Source organism: Chromobacterium paludis, assembly GCF_008275125.1.
Taxonomy (GTDB): Bacteria; Pseudomonadota; Gammaproteobacteria; order Burkholderiales; family Chromobacteriaceae; genus Chromobacterium; species Chromobacterium paludis.
Map to the genome: position 1 here is coordinate 1,922,695 of NZ_CP043473.1, position 17,649 is coordinate 1,940,343.

Consider the following 17,649-nt stretch of genomic DNA (forward strand, 5'->3'; position numbering starts at 1 on the left):
ATGACGCTTGCGGCCACACCCCTGCAACATTGGCGGCAGACGCTGGCCGACAAGCGGCAACAACTGGCGGCGCGCTACCGCGAAACCCGCGACGCGCCGTCCTATCTGCGGCATTACAGCCGCGCGGTGGACGAGGCGCTGGCCGAGCTGTGGACGGCGCAGGGCCTGGCGCGCGAGGCCAGCCTGGCGGCGGTGGGCGGCTACGGCCGCGGCCAGCTGTTCCCGGGTTCGGACATCGACATCCTGATCCTGCTGCCGGAGGCGGCGCCCAACGAGCTGCAGGACAAGGTATCCGGCTTTATCGGCCTGCTGTGGGACATCGGCCTGGAGATAGGCCACAGCGTGCGCACGGTGGCGGAATGCCTGAGCGAGGCCCGCGCCGACATCACCATAGAAACCAATCTGCTGGAAAACCGTCTGGTGGCCGGCCCCTTGGCGCCGTGGCTGGAGCTGATCCAGCAACTGGAAGCCCAACGAGAGCCGCTAGCCTTTTTCGAGGGCAAGACGCGCGAGCAACAGCAGCGGCACACCAAGCACTTCGGCGTCAGCAACAATCTAGAGCCCAATCTCAAGGAAAGCCCGGGCGGCCTGCGCGACCTGCACACCATACTGTGGATCAGCAAGGCGGCCGGCCTGGGCGACAACTGGGACGCGCTGGTGCGGCGCGGCATCCTGACCCTGGCCGAGGCCAGGCTGATCAAGCATAGCGAGGACGAGCTGCAGAAGCTGCGCATCGACCTGCACCTCTTGGCCCGGCGCCGCGAGGACAGGCTGATCTTCGACCTGCAGCAGCAAGTCGCCCTGGCTTGGGGCTTGGCCGACACGCCGGCCAAGCGCGCCAGCGAACAGCTGATGCAGCTTTACTTCCGCGCCGCCAAAACCGTCAACCAGCTCAACGGCATCCTGCTGCCCAATCTGCGCGGCCGCATCTACTGCCAGGTGCCGCGCGTCACCCAGCACATCAATGAATACTTCCATGCGGTCAACGGCATGCTGGGCATACGCGAGGTCCACGTCTTCGACCGCCACCCGCACGCCGTCCTGGAAGCCTTCCTGACGCTGCAGCGCCACCCGGAGCTGTCCGGCTTCGCGCCGCGCATGCTGCGCGCGCTGTGGCACGCGCGCAGCCAGATCAACGACCGCTTCCGCCAGGACCCGCGCAACCGCGCCACCTTTCTGCAGCTGTTCCGCGAACCGTCCGGCCTGACCCGCACGCTCAGGCGCATGAACCTGTACGGCATCCTGGGCCAATACCTGCCCAACTTCGGCCAGATCATCGGCCAGATGCAGCACGACCTGTTCCATGTCTACACCGTGGACGAGCACATCCTGATGGTGGTGCGCAACCTGCGCCGCTTCGCCATCAGCGCCTACAACCACGAATACCCCTTCCTGTCGCGGCTGATCAACGACTTCGAACGGCCGGAGGCGCTGTATCTGGCCGGACTGTTCCACGACATCGCCAAGGGCCGAGGCGGCGACCACTCGCAGCTGGGCATGGCCGACGCCGAAGCCTTCTGCCGCAGCCACGGCTTGCTGGAAGAAGACTGCGCGCTGATCGTCTGGCTGGTGCAGCACCACCTGACCATGTCCAGCATCGCGCAAAAGCAAGACATCTACGACCCGGAAACCGTGCAGCGCTTCGCCGAACTGGTGGGCACGCCGCGCCGGCTGGCCGCGCTGTATCTGCTGACGGTGGCGGACATCCGCGGCACCAGCCCCAAGGTGTGGAACACCTGGAAGGCCAAGCTGCTGGAAGACCTGTACCACGCCACGCTGCGCGTGCTGTCGCGCGGCGGCGAAACCGACATCGCCTCGGAACTCGAAGCCCGCAAGAACCAGGCGCGCGCCCTGCTGCGCTTGCACGCCATCCCGGACGGCGTGGAAGCCGGACTGTGGGCGCAGCTGGACACCGTCTACTTCCTGCGCCACGAGGCCAAGGAAATCGCCTGGCATGCCCGCGTCTTGAACCGCCAGCTCAACCCCGACGCGCCGCAAGTCAGAGCAAGGCTGGCCGACGACCACGACGGCATCCAGGTGCTGGTCTACTCGCCGGACCGGCCGGAACTGTTCGCCCGCGCCTGCGCCTTCTTCGGCCGCACCAATTACAGCATCGCCGACGCCAAGGTCTACACCACGCGCCATGGCTACGCGCTGGATACTTTCCACGTCTTCGTGCCCGAGCATCATGACGGCGACTACCGCGACATGATCAACTTCATCGAATTTGAACTGGCCGCCGCGCTGGCGGCGGACCAGCCCCTGCCATTGCCGCCCCAAGGCCGCATCAGCCGCCACCTGAAGCACTTCCCTATCACGCCGCAGGTCTCCATCCGCCCGGATGACAAGGACAATTACTTCATCCTGTCCATCGTGGCGGGAGACCGACCCGGCCTGCTGGCCCGCATCGCCAAGGTGCTGGCCGACTACCGGCTCAATGTGCAGTCGGCCAAGATCATGACCCTGGGCAGCCGCGCCGAAGACTCTTTCCTGATTTCCGGCCCGGGACTCAAAGACGACAAGACCGCGCTGGCGCTGGAGGCGGAGCTGATCAACGCGCTGCGCGTCTGAAATTTCCCATTTGAATATTTCATGCCAAACGTTACCATTGCATTTCACAATGCAAGGAGCATGACATGAGCGATATTCTGCGCGACATCCCGGACCAGATCGAAAGCGAACGCCTGATTCTGCGCAGCCCGCAACCCGGCGACGGCCCCATCGTATATTCCGCGGTCTGCGCCTCGCTGGATGCGCTGCGCGCCTTCCCCGCCTCCATGCCCTGGGCGCTGGAAGAACCGTCGGTCGACATCTCGGAAACCTTCTGCCGCCAAAGCCGCGTCGACTATCTAGCCCGCAAAAACCTGACCATGCTGCTGTTCCTGAAGGACGGCGGCCACTTCGTCGGCGCCAGCGGATTGCATAGCATCAGCTGGAAACACCAGCGGGCGGAAATCGGCTTCTGGGTCCACCACGACTGGCAAGGTCAGGGCCTGATAAGCGAAGCCACGCGCGCTATCTGCGCCTTTGCGCGGCAGGAGCTGGGCCTGCGCCGCATCGCCTGCCTGTCCGACGAGCAAAACGTGGCCAGCCGCCGCGTGGCGGAACGCGCCGGCTTCACGCTGGAAGGCATCATGCGCAACGAGCGCATCGCGCCGGACGGCAGCCTGCGCCACACCACCCTGTATGCGCTGACCAACTAAAATCAAATTCCGTGCGATCTCACAAGTTAAGCCAGCCAGACGCCCATCTGCGCTATCACGACCTTCCCGGCCATGGCGCGCCGCTCATCATGCTGCATGGACTGGGCTGCGCCTCGTCCTTCGACTATCCGCGGCTCATGGCCGAGCCGGGCCTAGCCGGCCGCCGCGCCTTGCTGGTCGATCTGTTGGGCCATGGTTTCAGCGACAAGCCGGAAGACTTCAGCTACACCCCGCGCGCCCAAGCGCAAACGCTGGCCCAATGGATCGAACATCTGGACTTGCGCGGCTTCGACCTGTTCGGCCACAGCATGGGCGGCAGTGTCGCCATCGAACTGGCCACCTTGATGCCGGGTCGCATCCGGCACGTGGTCTTGGCCGAGCCGAACTTGGACAGCGGCGGCGGCACCTATAGCCGCGCGATAGCGGCCTGGGGCGAGGCCGACTACGTCGCGCGCGGCCACGGGGCAAGCATTGCGGCCTTTGGGGCGAACAACCCCAACTGGGCCGGCAGCATGGCCGTCGCCTCGCCGCTGGCTGTGCACCGCGCGGCGAAGGGACTGATAGAAGGCAGCCCGGTCAGCTGGCGCGATCAATTGCAGGCGCTGAGCATGCCGCGTTGCATCATCTTCGGCGAACGCTCCCTGCCCGATCCGGACACCGAATGGCTGCCGCGCCACGGCATCGCCACCCGCATCGTCCCCGACGCCGGCCATTCCCTGGCCTGGGATAGTCCAGCCGGATTCGCCGCCGCCATCGCATCGACGTTGAAGGCAAACGCATGAATACCCTGGCTGGTGAAACCGCCCGCCTGCGCATCGAAGCGCTGCGCGAGGCCCACGCGGACGAACTGTTCGACGCCTTTCAAGCCGCTGAGCTATATCGCTTCATCCCGGAACGGCCGCATCCCTCATTGGCATCCATGCGCGCCGAATACCACGAGTTCGCCGGCGGCGCGCCGGCCGACAGCGGCGAAATTTGGCTGAACTGGGCACTGCGCCTCAAGGCCGGCGGCGAAGCCATCGGCACCTTGCAGGCCACCCGCTTCGCCGACGGCAGCCAGTGGCTGGGCTATAAGCTGGCGCCCGCTCACTGGGGGCAGGGACTGGCCAGCGAAGCGCTGGGCTGGCTGGCGCCGGCCTTGCGGCCTTGGCTGGCGCATGGCCCACTGCTGGCCGCCGTGGACAGCCGCCACTCCGCCTCTGAGCGCGTGCTGCTCAAAAATGGCTTCCGGCTGCTGCGCGAGGAAACGGCGGAACTGCACGGCGAGCCGTCCTTGGACAGGATTTATGCTTTCGAATCAGGACAATCCAATCTTTGACCAGATCGCGGACACGCGCTATGCTGGCCGCCAATGTTACGTTAACGTAAGCTGAATCATGCTCTACTTCGAAGACCTGCAGCTCGGCCAACGCTTTTTCAGCGCCGAGCACACCCTGTCCGAAGCCGAAATCATCGCCTTCGCCCGCCAGTTCGATCCGCAGCCCTTCCATACGGACCCCGAGGCGGCGAAACAGACCTTCTTCAACGGCCTGGCGGCCAGCGGCTGGCACACCAGCAGCCTGACCATGCGCCTGGTGGCCGAATCGGAACTGGGCAAAGCCGCCAACGGCCTGATCGGCATGCAGATAGACAAAATGCGCTGGCCGCAGCCGACGCGCGCCGGCGACACGCTGCAAGTGGAAGTGGAAGTGCTGGAAAAGCGCCGCTCCGGCAGCCAGCCGGACTTCGGCGTGGTGAAAGTCAAATGGACCACGCGCAATCAGGATGACGCCATCGCCATGCAGCTGGAGTGCGCCATCTGGCTGCAATGCCGGCAAACCGCGCCGGAACGCAGCGCGCCCGTCCCGCAAGCCTGAGGCGACGACGCGTTAGCCCGCTTGACGAAAAATGACAATTAGCTAACCATGCTCCAGCCCTTCATCGCCGGAGCCTACCCATGTCTCACAATCATTTCGCCAACCCGGACATCGCCAGCCGCTACGATCGGCACCGCCCGCCCGTGCACGGCATCATCGAGGACTGGCTGCGGGAAGCCGGCTTGGCCGGCCCCTATCGCCGCGCGGTGGACATCGCCTGCGGCACCGGTCACTCCACCCTGCCCTTGCTGAGGCTGGCCGATACCGTCGAAGGCATCGACGCTTCGCCGCAGATGGCGGAGCAAGCCAGGCGCAAAGGCCTGGACGTCCAGGTGGGCGATTTGGCGTCGCTAGCCTCGGCCCAGTACGACCTGCTGAGCATTTGCATGGCTTTTCACTGGTTCGACCGCGCAGAGGCGCTGCGGGAAATGCGCCGGGCGTCACAACCGGGCGCGACTTGGCTGATCTACAATTTCTGGCTGGCCGGCCACCGCGCGGATCCGGCTTTCAATCACTGGCTACGCGACAGCTATCCGCGGCAGTTTCCCGCGCCTCAGCGCGCCGTGCCGCATTTCCAGCCGCAGGCGGAGGAAACCGGCATCCAGCTGATGCGCCAGGGGCAAGGCTCGCTGCCCGTGACCTTCAGCCGGCGGCAGCTCATCGCCTATCTGACCACGCAGAGCAATATCGAAGCCGCCCTGAGCGACACCTTCGGCTATGCCGATGCGGAAACCCTGCTCGACGCCAGCCTGCCGGCCATCTCCAACCCCGATGGCTTCGAATACGGCTACCGCTACAGCATCTGCCGGCTAGTTTGAGCGCGGCGCCGGCATGACCGGAGCGCGCGCTCGCGCCATCAACGGTAAACCTGGATCATCTCCACTTCGCGCAGCGCGGACAGCGTGCTGCCGCCGGCGTAGCTGATGGAGGACTGCAGGTCTTCCTGCAGCTCGCGCAGCAGCTTGGGGATGCTGCCCTTGTACTCGACCAGGATCTTCTTGCCTTCGACGTTGACGTAGGCGCCCTTGTTGAATTGCGAGGCGCTGCCGAAGTATTCCTTGTAGTGCTTGCCGCTGATTTCCACGATATCACCAGCGGATTCGTCGTAGCCGGCGAACAGCGAGCCAGCCATCACCATTTTGGCGCCGCAGACCAGGGCCTTGGCGATGTCGCCGTGCTCGACGATGCCGCCGTCGGCGATCACCGGAATCTTCACCGCGCCCACGCAATCGCGCACGGTGGAGATCATCGGACGGTGGAAGCCGGTCTTGTTCTTGGTGATGCAGACGCGGCCGCCGGCGATGCCGGCCTTGATCGCGTCGCAGCCCCAGGCTTCCAGATCGCGCGCGGCTTCGGCGGTGGCGACGTTGCCGCCGATCAGGAAGGTGTCAGGGAAGTGTTGCTTGATGTGCTTGATCATCCGCTCCGCCTTGACGCACCAGGCGTTGGCGATGTCCAGCGTCATGTATTCCGGCGTCAGGCCAGCCGCCTTCAACGCGTCCAGCTGTTCGATGGTGTCTTCATTGACGCCGACGCTGATGGAGGCGAACAGGCCCTTGGACTGCATGTCGCGGGTGAAGGCCACCGCGTCGACATTGAAGCGGTGCATAGTGTAGAACCAGCCCTGGCGGGCGAAGTACTCGCAGGTCTCCGCCGATACCACGGACTTCATATTGGAGGGATAGACCGGCATCACAAAAGTGCGCGGTCCGAATTGCACGGAGGTGTCGCACTCCTTGCGGCTGTCCACCACGGTTTTCTTCGGCACCAGGTATACGTCGCCGTAATTGAGTTCGGTCTGGATCATGCGTGTTGCTCCCAAAGCTGGATAGGTAGTCGAAAAAAACAGGGGCCCCAAACAAAGACGGGAGCCCTATAGGCTCCCATTTGCAGCTACCCCTGCGATGCCGTCTTTGGCTCGCACGCAGTTACGTAATCAAGCTACGCTCATTATTTCTTCACGTCAAGAGTCTGAAGGTAAAATTTTTACTTGTCGCACCACGCCTGCGGGTCCTCGCCCAGCCAACGCAGGATGGGCTGCCAGGCTTCGCGGTCGCGCGCCGTGCGCGAGGCCGGCAAATCGAACAAGGACATCCCGGCGCCCGCCGCCTGCACGTAGAGCTGGGTATCGCGCAGCCAGGTCAGCACCGGAACCTCATGCCGCGCCAGGAACTGCTCCAGCTCGCGCGCCGAACGCGTGCGGGGGTCCACCCGCATGCCCACCACCGCCATGAAGGCCTTGTTCTTGCGTATGGTTTTTTCCTCCAGCATCTGCTCGAAGAAGTCCTCGCTGGCCCACATATCGAAAGGCGAAGGCTGGATCGGCACGATCACATGCCCCACTTGCGACAGCAGGGCGCTGAGCTTCTTGCCATGCAGGCCGGCGGCGCTGTCCAGCACCACGACTTCCGTGCCCTTGGGCGGCCGCTTGGGCTCATTGGGCGCCACTTCCCAGCCGGAAATAGATGGCAAGCCCGCGTCACGCTGACTCAGCCAATGCAGGGAAGTTTGCTGCCTGTCCACGTCGCCCAGCATCACTTTCTTGCCGCTGGCGGCGAAATATCCCGCCAGATTGGTGGCCAGCGTGGACTTGCCGCTGCCGCCCTTCGGATTCGCTATCAATACCGACCGCACATCGCCCTCCCCTCTTTGCCGCATGTCGCCACTATACCAGAGCCATGACCCAACCGGCCTTTCCATGACGTTGCGGCTCGACAGTCCCCGCCGTCTGGCCGCACAATCGGCCCTAGACAGACGATTCACCCGACAAGGAGTTGCAATGCCCCGCAGTTTCGACGCCCTGCTGTTCGATATGGACGGCCTGATGCTGGACACCGAACGGCTTTCCAACGAGACCTGGCGCCGCGCCGGCGCCGAACTGGGCATCGAGATCCGGGAAGACATGCTGCAGGCCATGGTAGGCATGTCCTTCCAGGGCTGCATGCGTTACGTGGCGGAGTATCTGGGCGACGAGGAGGCGGCGGACCGGCTGCAAAAAGGATCGGACAAGCATTACCAGCACATCCTGCGCCACGAGCCCATCCCGCTGAAAGCCGGCATCCTGGAACTGCTGCGCTGGGCCGAACAGAACGGCATCCCGCGCGCCGTGGCCACCTCCACGCAACGGCTCAAGGCGGACCTGAAACTGGGCCGCAGCGGACTGGGAGCGTTCTTTGAAATCACCGTCGCCGGCGACGAGGTGCCGCGTACCAAGCCGGCGCCAGACGCCTACCACGCCGCGGCGGGCAGGCTGGGCGTGGCGCCGCAGCGCTGCCTGGTGCTGGAGGACTCACGCATGGGGCTGCAGGCCGGCGTGGCCGCCGGCGCGCGCGTGATTCTGGTGCCCGACCTGCTGACGCCCAGCGAAGACGACCGCGCCGCCGCACTGGCCGTCTGCTCCGACCTGCACCAGGCGCTGGCGCTGATCCGTACGCTGTAAGGCTCAGCCCAGGCCGCGGATGCGCGCCACCAGTTCCTCCAGCACGTCGTCGGCCTGATCATGCGGCACCTGGCAGGTGCCGGCCGCTTCGTGGCCGCCGCCGCCGTATTGCAGCATCAGCGCGCCGATATTGCTGCGCGAGCTGCGGTTGACAATGGACTTGCCCACCGCGAAAACGGTGTTTTGCTTGTTCAGCCCCCACATCACGTGGATGGACACATTGCAGTCCGGGAACAAGGCATACACCATGAAGCGGTTGGTTGGATGAATGATTTCTTCCTGCTGCAGATGCAGCACCACCACATTGCCGTGCACGCGGGCGCAGCGCAGGATCTGCGCCTTGGCCTCGGTCTCGTGCTCGCGGTACAGCGCCACCCGTTCCTGCACGTCAGGCAGGGCAAGAATTTCATCTATGGAGTGATTCCGGCAATAACCGATCAAATCCATCATCAGCTGGAAGTTGCCGACGCGGAACTCGCGGAAGCGGCCTAGCCCGGTGCGCGCATCCATCAGATAGCTCAGCAGCACCCAACCCTTGGGATTGAGGATTTCCTCGATGCTGAACTGAGCGGAGTCGGCTTTGTCCACCGCCTCCATCATCTCCAGGCTGATATCGGGAAAGGTCTGCTTGCCGCCGTAATGGTTGTACACCACGCGGGCCGCCGACGGCGCGCGCGGGTCTATCACATAGTTGTCGGCGTCGGTCGCATTGCGCAGCGTCTCCGACAGATGGTGGTCGAACACCAGATGCGCCTTGGCCACATAGGGCAGATTGGTGGTGATGTCGTCGCCGGTTATGTCTACCTTGCCGTCCTGCATGTCCTTGGGGTGGGCGAACTGCACCTCGCGGATCAAGCCCAGCTCGTTCAGCAAAAGCGCGCAAACCAGTCCGTCGAAGTCGCTGCGCGTGACCAGCCTGTATTGTTTCTGAGTCATCCTGCCTGCCCCTCCCCGTTCACTCATCCGCGTCAATCGTCGGGCTTCGCCTCCAGCGCGCCGGCCATGCCGTCTAGCAATGCGGCCAGCTGCGCCTGCAGCCCCGTCTCCGCCATCTCTACCGTCAGCCATGCCTGCTCGGCATAGTGCTGCGCCACCACCACCACGCTCATGTCCTGGCACAAGCGCCGCAAGCGCGCCTCGCCGGAAAAATCCACGCCCAGCCGAACACGACGTCTCCGCACCACGGGCGTCAGCCTGGCTTGGTCCAGCGCGGCGTTGACAGCTTGAGTGTAGGCCCTGACCAAGCCGCCCGCTCCCAGTTTGATGCCGCCGAAGTAACGCACCACCACGGCCAGCACATTGGTGATTTCGCGGTGCTGCAATACGTTATACATCGGTTTGGCGGCGGTGCCGGACGGTTCGCCGTCGTCGTCCAGCATGGAATCGCCCGCGCACAGCAAGACAGCGCAGTAATGCCTGGCGTCCGGCCATTGGCGCCGAATCTCGTCCAATGCCGCCCGCGCCGCTTCGCGGCTGGCTACCGGTTGCACGATGCCGATGAAACGGCTCTTGCGGATGTCCACCTCGGCGCTGGCTTTTTCTTCGAGCTGGAACATTTGTCGCATCCTGCGGTCTGAAACGGGTCGGCATTGTAACGCCGCAGCCTCGCAACGCCCAGCGAAGGTCTAGACTGCAAGCAGGCACCCCATGGAGCATCGCCATGAAAACCTTGTTGCTGACCTCCTCGCTGATCATTGCCGGCCTGTGGCTGTTCATCAAGAAGTGCTGGCTGGAGAGCGAGGACGCCATCCATCTGTCACACTACCTGCCGGACCGCGACCACGTCTGAACCCGCAAGACAGCGGGCGACGCGGCCTCGCAGCCACCCCGTTGTCATTTTCATCAAATGGCCGGACAATGAGCGTCTGGCCATCTTGCGGGATTTCCATGTTGCAAGCGCTTACTTTCTGGCTGGGCAGTGCGCTCGTCGCGCTGATCCTAGAATTCATGTCCGGCACCTTTTATCTGCTGGTGGTGGCGGTGGCCATGGCTTGCGGCGGCCTGGCCGCCTGGCTCGGCGCGCCCGAACTGTGGCAATGGCTGATCGCCAGCCTCAGCGGCGTCATCGGCGTCACGCTGGTCAGGCAGCGTCGGCGGCGCCTGGCCAAGCCCTCGCAGCCGCAAGATGATCCCGACTGGGGCCGCCAGGTGGAAATCCTGGCGCCAACCTCGCCTGGCCATGCCCGCATTCATTACCGCGGCGCGGAGTGGGACGCCGAACTGCTGGACCCCGCCTTGCAGGCCGGAGACTGCGGCTATATCGCAGGCCGCGCCGGCAATCTGTTCAAGATCGCCTCGAAACAACCCGAATAAGAGTCCACCATGGAAATCGCCCTGATCCTGTTCCTGGCCGTCGTCGTCTTCATCTTCAAATCGCTGGCCGTGGTGCCGCAGCAGCATGCCTACATCGTGGAACGGCTGGGCCGCTACCACGCCACGCTGACGCCCGGCCTCAACATCATCAACCCGTTCATCGACCGCATCGCCTACAAGCACAGCCTGAAGGAAATCCCGCTGGATGTGCCCAGCCAGATTTGCATCACGCGCGACAACACCCAGCTCAAGGTGGACGGCATCCTGTATTTCCAGGTCACCGACGCCAAGCTGGCCTCCTACGGCACCAGCAACTACATCGTCGCCATCACCCAGCTGTCGCAGACCACCCTGCGCTCGGTGATAGGCAAGCTGGAGCTGGACAAAACATTTGAAGAGCGCGATGACATCAACCGCAGCGTGGTGGCCTCGCTGGACGAGGCCGCCATCAACTGGGGCGTCAAGGTGCTGCGCTACGAGATCAAGGACCTGGTGCCGCCGCAGGACATCCTGCACGCGATGCAGGCCCAGATCACCGCCGAGCGCGAAAAGCGCGCCCGCATTGCCCAGTCCGAGGGCGTGAAGGTGGAGCAGATCAACCTGGCCACCGGCGCGCGCGAGGCCGCCATTCAGAAATCGCAGGGCGAGATGCAGGCCACCATCAACAACTCCGAGGGCAACAAGCAGGCTGCCATCAACCAGGCCAAGGGTGAGGCCGAAGCCATCCGCCTGGTGGCCGACGCCACCGCCGACGCGATCAACCGCATTGCCGGTGCCGTGCGCACCGAGGGCGGACTGGAGGCGGTCAACCTGAAAGTGGCCGAGCAATACATTGCCGCCTTCGGCAAATTGGCCAAGGAAAACAATACCATCATCATGCCAAGCAACGTCGCCGACGTAGGCGGACTGGTGGCCAGCGCCCTTAGCGTCGTCAAACAAACTAACCGTTAAACCCTTGCCGCGGCCCCGCCGCGGCTTGAATCTGCCTGCGCCTGCCCGCATAATCACCCGCATGAAATTTTTAACCGACCTTCTCCCCGTCGCCTTGTTCTTCGCCGCTTATTGGCTGACGCGCGACATGTTCATCGCCACCGGCGTGGCCATCGCCGTCACCGTCGTCATGGTGGCCTGGGCCTGGTTCAAGCACCGCAAGGTGGACACCATGCAATGGATCAGCCTGGGGCTGGTCGTCGTGCTGGGCGGGGCCACCCTGCTGTTGCACGACAAACACTTCATCATGTGGAAGCCCACCGTGCTGTACTGGGTAATGGGCGGCGGCCTGCTGATCAGCGAATTCGCCGGCAAGAACGGCCTGCGCCTGATGATGGGCCAGCAAATCGACATGCCGGCGCCGATCTGGCGCAGGCTCACCTGGGCCTGGTGCGGCTTCTTCGCCTTCATGGGCGCCTTGAACCTGTTCGTCGCCTACCACTTCAGCGAGGACGTCTGGGTCAACTTCAAGATGTTTGGCGGCATGGGATTGATGCTGCTGTTCGTGATCGCCCAGAGCCTGTTCCTGGCCAAGTACATCGAGGAAAAGAAATAATGCTGTACGCCATCGTCGCGCAAGACGCGCCCGGCACGCTGGACAAGCGCCTCGCCGCCCGCTCTGACCATCTGGCCCGGCTGCAGGCGCTGCAGGACGCCGGCCGCCTGACGCTGGCCGGCCCGTTTCCGGCGATAGACAGCGTCGATCCGGGCCCGGCCGGCTTTTCCGGCAGCCTGATCGTCGCCGAATTCCCCTCGCTGGCCGAGGCGCAAGCCTGGGCCGACGCCGACCCCTACCGCGCGGCCGGCGTCTACGCCCGCGTCGAGGTCAAGCCATTCCGCCAGGTGTTCCCGGCATGAGCGACACCGTGCAATTGCTGGAAGCGGCGCTGCAGACGCTGGCGCCGGAACATCTGGACATCCAGGACGACAGCGCCCTGCACGCCGGCCATGCCGGCGCCAGGAGCGGTGGCGGCCACTATACGCTGACCATAGTCAGCACCCGTTTTGCAGGCCTGGGCCGCGTGCAACGCCACCGGCTGATCTACCAAACCCTGGGCGACCTGATGCGCAGCCGCGTGCACGCGCTGGCCATCCGCGCGCTCACACCAGAAGAACTCTGAATCTTTACCAAAGGGCAAACATGAAGCATTCCCGTATCGCCGCGCTGCTGCTGGCGGCTTCGATCAGTCTGCCGGCCGCCGCCGAATCCATCGCGGTGGTCAACGGCGTAGCCATCGACAAGTCTGAACTGGACGCCGCCGTCGCCAACGTGGTGCAAAGCAATGGCGGCCGGGTGCAGGACACCCCGCAGCTGCGCGAACAACTGAAGAATTCGCTGATCAGCCGTCAGGTCATCCTGCAGGAAGCCGCCCGCCGCGGCCTGGACAAGCAGCCGGAATTCATCAAGCGCATGGACGAAGCGCGCTCGGAACTGCTGCGCGACGCGCTGTTCGCCGACATCGTCGGCAAAGCCGGCATAGGCGACGCCCAGATCAAGGCCCGCTACGACCAGGAAGTGGCCAAGTTTGTCGGCACCAAGGAAGTCCATCCGCTGCAGATCACGCTGTCCAGCGAGGCCGACGCGCAGAAGCTGATCGCCCAGCTGAAGAAGGGCGGCAAGTTCGAGGAACTGGCCAAGACCCGCTCCATCGACCCCAACGCCAAGCAAACCGGCGGCGACATGGGCTGGGGCAATCTGTCCCAGATGGACCCCAAGCTCGCCGAAGCGCTGAAAGCGATTCCCAAGGGCCAGATCAGCGCCAAACCGTTCCAGTCCCCGCTGGGCTGGCATGTGTTCAAGATGGTAGACGTCCGCGACGCGCAAGTGCCGCCGCTTGACGCGGTCAAGCCGCAGCTCGGCCGCCAGCTGCAAGAAGAAGTGATAGCCAAGGCCGTGGAAGAACTGCGCGCCAAGAGCAAAATCCAGTAACACCCCGATACCGAACCAGGAATAAAACAAAATGCGTAAGATCCTGCTGCATACCGCCCTCCTCGCCGCTTTCGCCGGCAGCGCCTTTGCCGGCCCGTCCGTGAACGGCCAGCAAATTTCCGACGCCCGCATCAACGCCGTGGTCAACATGATGGAAGCCCAGGGCCAGAACATCACGCCGCAGGCCCGCGACCAGATCAAGGACCAACTGGTGACCGCCGAGGTGCTGCGCCAGGAAGCCGTGAAAAAGGGCATGGACAAGTCGCCGGAATTCACCGCCGAACTGGCCAATATGCAAGCCATGGCCCTGGCCAACCACCTGATCAAGGACTTCGAAAAGGCCAATCCGATCAGCGACGCCGATCTGAAAGCCGAGTACGACAAGCTGGTGGCCTCGGTGCCGGAAACCAAGCAATACCACGCCCGCCACATCCTGGTGAAGACCGAGGCTGAAGCCAAGTCCATCATCGACGCGCTGAAGAAGGGCAAGTCCTTCGACAAGCTGGCCAAGGAAAAATCCATGGATCCGGGCAGCAAGGGCAACGGCGGCGACCTGGGCTGGCAGGAAGCCGGCACCTTCGTGGCGCCGTTCTCCGAAGCCATGACCAAGCTGGCCAAGGGCGAAGTGACCGCCAAGCCGGTGAAGACCGAATACGGCTGGCACGTGATCAAGCTGGACGACATGCGCACCGAGCGCAACGTGCCCAAGCTCGACGACATCCGCCCGCAGCTGACCCAGCGCGTGATGGGCGCCCGCGTCGAGAAGTACGTGTCCGAGCTGAAGGCCAAGGCGCAGATTCAGCAGTAATCCGCCTCTGGCGAGACAACGGGGACGGCATGCCGTCCCCGTTTGTTTTTCCAGACTTGACAGCCCGCTCCGCCGCGCTTACCGTGCCGGCACATCGTCGCGCAGGCCCGACCTGCCCCTTTCACCGGCTGCTACCGCAGCCTCACACGGAAACGCCGCCCGGCGGCCGCTCCGCACAGGAATCCTCATGACCATTACCGTCAACGGCGTGGAAATCAGCGAAGAGATGATCGCGTCCCAACTGGACCACTATGCCGACACCCCCAGCCCGCGCGACACCGCGATCCAGCAACTGATCCTGCACACCCTGCTGGTGCAACAGGCCAAGAGCGAAGGCCTGGATGTGGCCGACGAGCAGCAAGCCATCCAAACCCTGCTGGACAGCAAACTGCAAGTGCCGACCATAGACGAAGCCAGCTGCCGCGACTTCTACGAGCGCTACCCGGAGCGTTTCAGCGCCGGCGAAAGCGCCGTAGCCAACCACATCCTGCTGCCCAAGGGCGAAGGCCTGGAAGCCAGCCTGATCAAGGCCAAGGCCGAAGGCATCCTGGCCGAAGTGCAAGCCAGCCCGTCGCGCTTCGCCGCGCTGGCCCAGGAGCACTCCACCTGCCCGTCCGGCAAGCAAGGCGGCAGCCTGGGCCAATTCGGCCGCGGCCAGATGGTGCCGGAATTCGAACAAGCCGTATTCAGCACCGAAGCCGGCCAGATCACTCCTCACCTGGTGGAAACCCAGTTCGGCTATCACATCATCCAGGTGGAGCAACGCGAGCAAGGCGGCAAGATCGGCTTCGACGAGATCCAGGAGCGCCTGCAGCACTATCTGACCGACATGGCCGTCAACCAGGCCATGCACGAGTACCTGAACAGCCTGGTATCCGCCGCCCAGATCAGCGGCTACCAGATGACCGCCTAAGCGGCCATCCTGTCAGCCTATCGGGCCGCCGGCTTCTTGCCGGCGGCCTTTTTCATGCTCGCCGCATTGGCCACGGGCAGCTGATGCAGGCTGGCCGCCACCGGCGTGGAGAAGTTGTAGCCATCGTGCCGGTCCCAGTTGATGGACCAGCTCATCACGCCGCGGAAGGTTGGATACGCTTGCAAAGGTTTGACGCTGCCGCAGCCCTGCAGCGCGGTCAGGCAGCCCAGCGCCTTGGCCACCGTGTCCGGCGTGACAAAGCCGGAATTGGCCGAACTGCGGCCAGAAGGCACGCCGAAAGCCACCTGATCCGGCCGCAGGCCCTGGAAGCTGCCCGAGGCGCCGTTGGCGATGGGGAAGCCCTCGATCAGCATCTTGCTGCCGCCCACCAGCATGTCCACCGAGCCCTCGCCCAGCGCGCCATTGGAATACGGCGTGTACAGCCCGCCGTTGTTGTAATACTGGACGTGGATCACCGACAGATCATCGCGCAAGCCGTCGATGATGGGCAGGTAGGCGCCCCAATTGCCGCCGTAGGCGACGAAGCCGCCCTGCACATACGGGTGCTCCGGCGCCATGGACAGATAGAAGCTGGCTCCCACCTTGGCCTTAAGCTGCTTCACCGCGCTGACCAGATTGCTGACCACCGGCGCGCCGACCACGATGCCGCTGCCGCTTTCCAGGTCCAGGTCAATGCCGTCGAATCCATACTGAGTGAGGATGCCGTACAGGCTGTTGACGAAGTTCTGCACCTGCGTGGCGTTGTTCAAGGTCACGGAACCGTTTTGCCCGCCCAGCGACAGCACCACCTTCTTGCCCTTGGCCTGCAAAGCCTTGATGTCCTGGATGAACTGGGCCTGGCTGCCGGCTCCCGGGTCCAGCGTAAAGCTGACATTGCCGTTGCCGGCGTCGTCGGCGAAAGCCACCACCACCACGTCCCAGTCCGCGCTGACCTGCGACAAGGGGAAAGCCGGGCCGCTGGGATTGGCGAAATCATGCCAATACCCCACCAGCGCATGCTTGGCGAACGGCACCGTATTGCCCGGCGGCGGGCTGGGCGGGGTGGGAGGCGTCGGCGGGGTGGGAGGGGTAGGGTCGCCGCCGGAACATGTGCCGCCCGCGCCCCACAGCGTGGGCGTGGCGGCCGGATTCCAGTTGGCGCCGACATAAGCCGTGTGCGCCACCAGGGCCGTGTAGTTGGCATGGCTGTAGCTGACCACATCGCCCGCCTGGTAGCTTGTTCCCTCGGTCCAGGCCGGGCACGCCGCCAAGACGCCCTGCCCCCAGGCCAGCGATAGCGCGAGAACGGCCGCGCGCAAAGGTATGCCGAATCGCATCTGCATCTCCATCTCCTTGTCTTGATTTGGCCAATTGGTATCTAATTGGTATTTCAGACTATGCGATGAAACAGAGAATGCAAGATGAAAATCCATATTGGGTATTTATCAAAGCAAACCGCACAGAAAACCGCGCCCTGAGGGGACGCGGTTTCGATGGCGGGCCATGTTAGCGGCAACTCTCCGGCGTGCAGAACAGCGCGTCGTCGCCGGACGGAGCCGGCTTGGGCAGCCGCTCGGCCAAGGCGGCGGCCAGTTGCTCCGGCTTGCCTAACCAGCCAGACAGCTCCAGCCGCTCCAACTGGCCATCCTGCTCCAACACCGCCGACGGAAAGCCGCGCAAGCCCAGCCGATTCATCAGCTGACGCGTTTCGGCGATATGCCCCTCCGCCTCGGTCCGCGCCGCGCGCCAAGCCCCGGCGAAGGCCGCCGCGTCGGCGCCCTGCTCTGCTGCCAAGGCGCTCAGCGTTTCAAACTCGGCGATGCGCCGGCCTTCCTGATAATGGGCTTGCTGGATGCGGGCCAGCATGGCCAGCGGGTCCAGGCCCAGCTTGCCGGCCGCCAGGATGGCGGCGATGGCCGGGTCCGACGCCAGCGGCGCGCCGATGTCGCGCAGCAGGCCTTCAAAATAAGCCTCGCCGAAAGGCTGGCCGCTCATCTGCGCGATGCGCGCGTCGTGCGGCATCACGTAGCCGCGCCAGTCCGGCGTGATGGTGCGGCCTTCGGCCTCGTCTATCATGCCGCCGGCGTGCATGACCAGCTCCATGCCCGGCAAAGTGGCTGCCGCCGTCAGCAAGGGCGAGGCGCCGTAGCACCAGCCGCACAGCGGATCGTAAAAGTAGTGCAGTTTCATTGCGCTC

Annotated in this window: 22 protein-coding genes; 16 read left to right on the forward strand and 6 right to left on the reverse strand. The window is 64.2% G+C overall.

What is annotated here, in order from left to right; genetic code table 11:
* The 6 genes from FYK34_RS08760 (at position 1) to FYK34_RS08785 (ending at position 5,877) form a co-directional block, all read left to right on the forward strand.
* Positions 1–2,571 (forward strand): [protein-PII] uridylyltransferase, encoded by a 2,571-nt coding sequence (locus FYK34_RS08760; RefSeq protein ID WP_149296013.1) that lies wholly within the window; start codon positions 1–3, stop codon positions 2,569–2,571.
* A gap of 65 nt (positions 2,572–2,636) precedes the next feature.
* The gene (locus FYK34_RS08765) at positions 2,637–3,203 is read left to right on the forward strand and encodes a GNAT family N-acetyltransferase (protein WP_149296014.1); all 567 of its coding nucleotides are present in this window, start codon (positions 2,637–2,639) and stop codon (positions 3,201–3,203) included.
* Between the two features lie 11 nt (positions 3,204–3,214).
* Positions 3,215–3,985, forward strand: coding sequence for an alpha/beta fold hydrolase (locus tag FYK34_RS08770; protein WP_149296015.1), 771 nt, complete (start codon positions 3,215–3,217; stop codon positions 3,983–3,985).
* The gene (locus FYK34_RS08775; protein WP_149296016.1) at positions 3,982–4,521 is read left to right on the forward strand and encodes a GNAT family N-acetyltransferase; all 540 of its coding nucleotides are present in this window, start codon (positions 3,982–3,984) and stop codon (positions 4,519–4,521) included. The genes FYK34_RS08770 and FYK34_RS08775 overlap by 4 nt, the downstream gene beginning before the upstream one ends.
* 58 nt (positions 4,522–4,579) lie before the next feature.
* Positions 4,580–5,059, forward strand: a complete 480-nt coding sequence (locus FYK34_RS08780; protein WP_149296017.1) for a MaoC family dehydratase — start codon at positions 4,580–4,582, stop codon at positions 5,057–5,059.
* A gap of 80 nt (positions 5,060–5,139) precedes the next feature.
* On the forward strand, positions 5,140–5,877 hold the full coding sequence (locus FYK34_RS08785) for a class I SAM-dependent methyltransferase (RefSeq protein ID WP_149296018.1): 738 nt from the start codon (positions 5,140–5,142) through the stop codon (positions 5,875–5,877).
* A 38-nt stretch (positions 5,878–5,915) separates the two neighbouring features.
* Here the strand turns inward: FYK34_RS08785 and FYK34_RS08790 are convergent, their stop codons facing one another.
* Together FYK34_RS08790 and FYK34_RS08795 are read right to left on the reverse strand one after the other, a co-directional pair.
* Positions 5,916–6,866 carry a GMP reductase gene (locus FYK34_RS08790; RefSeq protein ID WP_149296019.1) on the reverse strand — a complete coding sequence of 317 codons (951 nt, stop codon included), beginning with the start codon at positions 6,864–6,866 and terminating at the stop codon, positions 5,916–5,918.
* Between the two features lie 179 nt (positions 6,867–7,045).
* The gene (locus tag FYK34_RS08795; protein WP_231137409.1) at positions 7,046–7,681 is read right to left on the reverse strand and encodes a nucleotide-binding protein; all 636 of its coding nucleotides are present in this window, start codon (positions 7,679–7,681) and stop codon (positions 7,046–7,048) included.
* A 157-nt stretch (positions 7,682–7,838) separates the two neighbouring features.
* Here FYK34_RS08795 and FYK34_RS08800 point away from each other — a divergent pair, with 157 nt between their 5' ends.
* Entirely contained in the window at positions 7,839–8,498 is a 660-nt protein-coding gene (locus tag FYK34_RS08800; protein ID WP_149296021.1) for an HAD family hydrolase, read from the forward strand.
* Between the two features lie 3 nt (positions 8,499–8,501).
* Here the strand turns inward: FYK34_RS08800 and FYK34_RS08805 are convergent, their stop codons facing one another.
* Together FYK34_RS08805 and FYK34_RS08810 are read right to left on the reverse strand one after the other, a co-directional pair.
* Positions 8,502–9,434, reverse strand: a complete 933-nt coding sequence (locus FYK34_RS08805; RefSeq protein WP_149296022.1) for a DHH family phosphoesterase — start codon at positions 9,432–9,434, stop codon at positions 8,502–8,504.
* 32 nt (positions 9,435–9,466) lie between these two features.
* The gene (locus FYK34_RS08810; protein ID WP_149296023.1) at positions 9,467–10,054 is read right to left on the reverse strand and encodes an IMPACT family protein; all 588 of its coding nucleotides are present in this window, start codon (positions 10,052–10,054) and stop codon (positions 9,467–9,469) included.
* Between the two features lie 104 nt (positions 10,055–10,158).
* Between FYK34_RS08810 and FYK34_RS21060 the strand changes: the two genes are divergently transcribed.
* The 9 genes from FYK34_RS21060 to FYK34_RS08850 all read left to right on the forward strand — a co-directional run bounded on the left by FYK34_RS21060 (position 10,159) and on the right by FYK34_RS08850 (position 15,452).
* Positions 10,159–10,287, forward strand: coding sequence for a hypothetical protein (locus tag FYK34_RS21060; RefSeq protein ID WP_269203866.1), 129 nt, complete (start codon positions 10,159–10,161; stop codon positions 10,285–10,287).
* Between the two features lie 98 nt (positions 10,288–10,385).
* Positions 10,386–10,811: an NfeD family protein gene (locus FYK34_RS08815; RefSeq protein WP_149296024.1), complete on the forward strand. Its 426-nt coding sequence runs from the start codon at positions 10,386–10,388 to the stop codon at positions 10,809–10,811.
* A gap of 9 nt (positions 10,812–10,820) precedes the next feature.
* Positions 10,821–11,762: an SPFH domain-containing protein gene (locus FYK34_RS08820; protein ID WP_149296025.1), complete on the forward strand. Its 942-nt coding sequence runs from the start codon at positions 10,821–10,823 to the stop codon at positions 11,760–11,762.
* Positions 11,763–11,823: 61 nt separating this feature from the next.
* The gene (locus FYK34_RS08825) at positions 11,824–12,357 is read left to right on the forward strand and encodes a septation protein A (protein ID WP_149296026.1); all 534 of its coding nucleotides are present in this window, start codon (positions 11,824–11,826) and stop codon (positions 12,355–12,357) included.
* Positions 12,357–12,659, forward strand: coding sequence for a YciI family protein (locus FYK34_RS08830; protein ID WP_149296027.1), 303 nt, complete (start codon positions 12,357–12,359; stop codon positions 12,657–12,659). Before FYK34_RS08825 ends, FYK34_RS08830 begins: the two co-directional genes overlap by 1 nt.
* A complete protein-coding gene (locus FYK34_RS08835) occupies positions 12,656–12,922 on the forward strand; it encodes a BolA family protein (RefSeq protein WP_149296028.1) in 267 nt (88 codons plus the stop codon). The genes FYK34_RS08830 and FYK34_RS08835 overlap by 4 nt, the downstream gene beginning before the upstream one ends.
* Before the next feature lie 20 nt (positions 12,923–12,942).
* Positions 12,943–13,731, forward strand: a complete 789-nt coding sequence (locus FYK34_RS08840) for a peptidylprolyl isomerase (RefSeq protein WP_149296029.1) — start codon at positions 12,943–12,945, stop codon at positions 13,729–13,731.
* 31 nt (positions 13,732–13,762) lie between these two features.
* Positions 13,763–14,539 (forward strand): peptidylprolyl isomerase, encoded by a 777-nt coding sequence (locus FYK34_RS08845; RefSeq protein ID WP_149296030.1) that lies wholly within the window; start codon positions 13,763–13,765, stop codon positions 14,537–14,539.
* Between the two features lie 187 nt (positions 14,540–14,726).
* Positions 14,727–15,452, forward strand: coding sequence for a peptidylprolyl isomerase (locus FYK34_RS08850; protein WP_149296031.1), 726 nt, complete (start codon positions 14,727–14,729; stop codon positions 15,450–15,452).
* A gap of 17 nt (positions 15,453–15,469) precedes the next feature.
* Here FYK34_RS08850 and FYK34_RS08855 read toward each other — a convergent pair whose 3' ends face one another.
* Positions 15,470–16,795 carry a chitinase gene (locus tag FYK34_RS08855; protein ID WP_231137410.1) on the reverse strand — a complete coding sequence of 442 codons (1,326 nt, stop codon included), beginning with the start codon at positions 16,793–16,795 and terminating at the stop codon, positions 15,470–15,472.
* A 163-nt stretch (positions 16,796–16,958) separates the two neighbouring features.
* Entirely contained in the window at positions 16,959–17,642 is a 684-nt protein-coding gene (locus FYK34_RS08860) for a DsbA family protein (RefSeq protein ID WP_149296032.1), read from the reverse strand.
* Between the last annotated feature and the right edge of the window lie 7 nt (positions 17,643–17,649).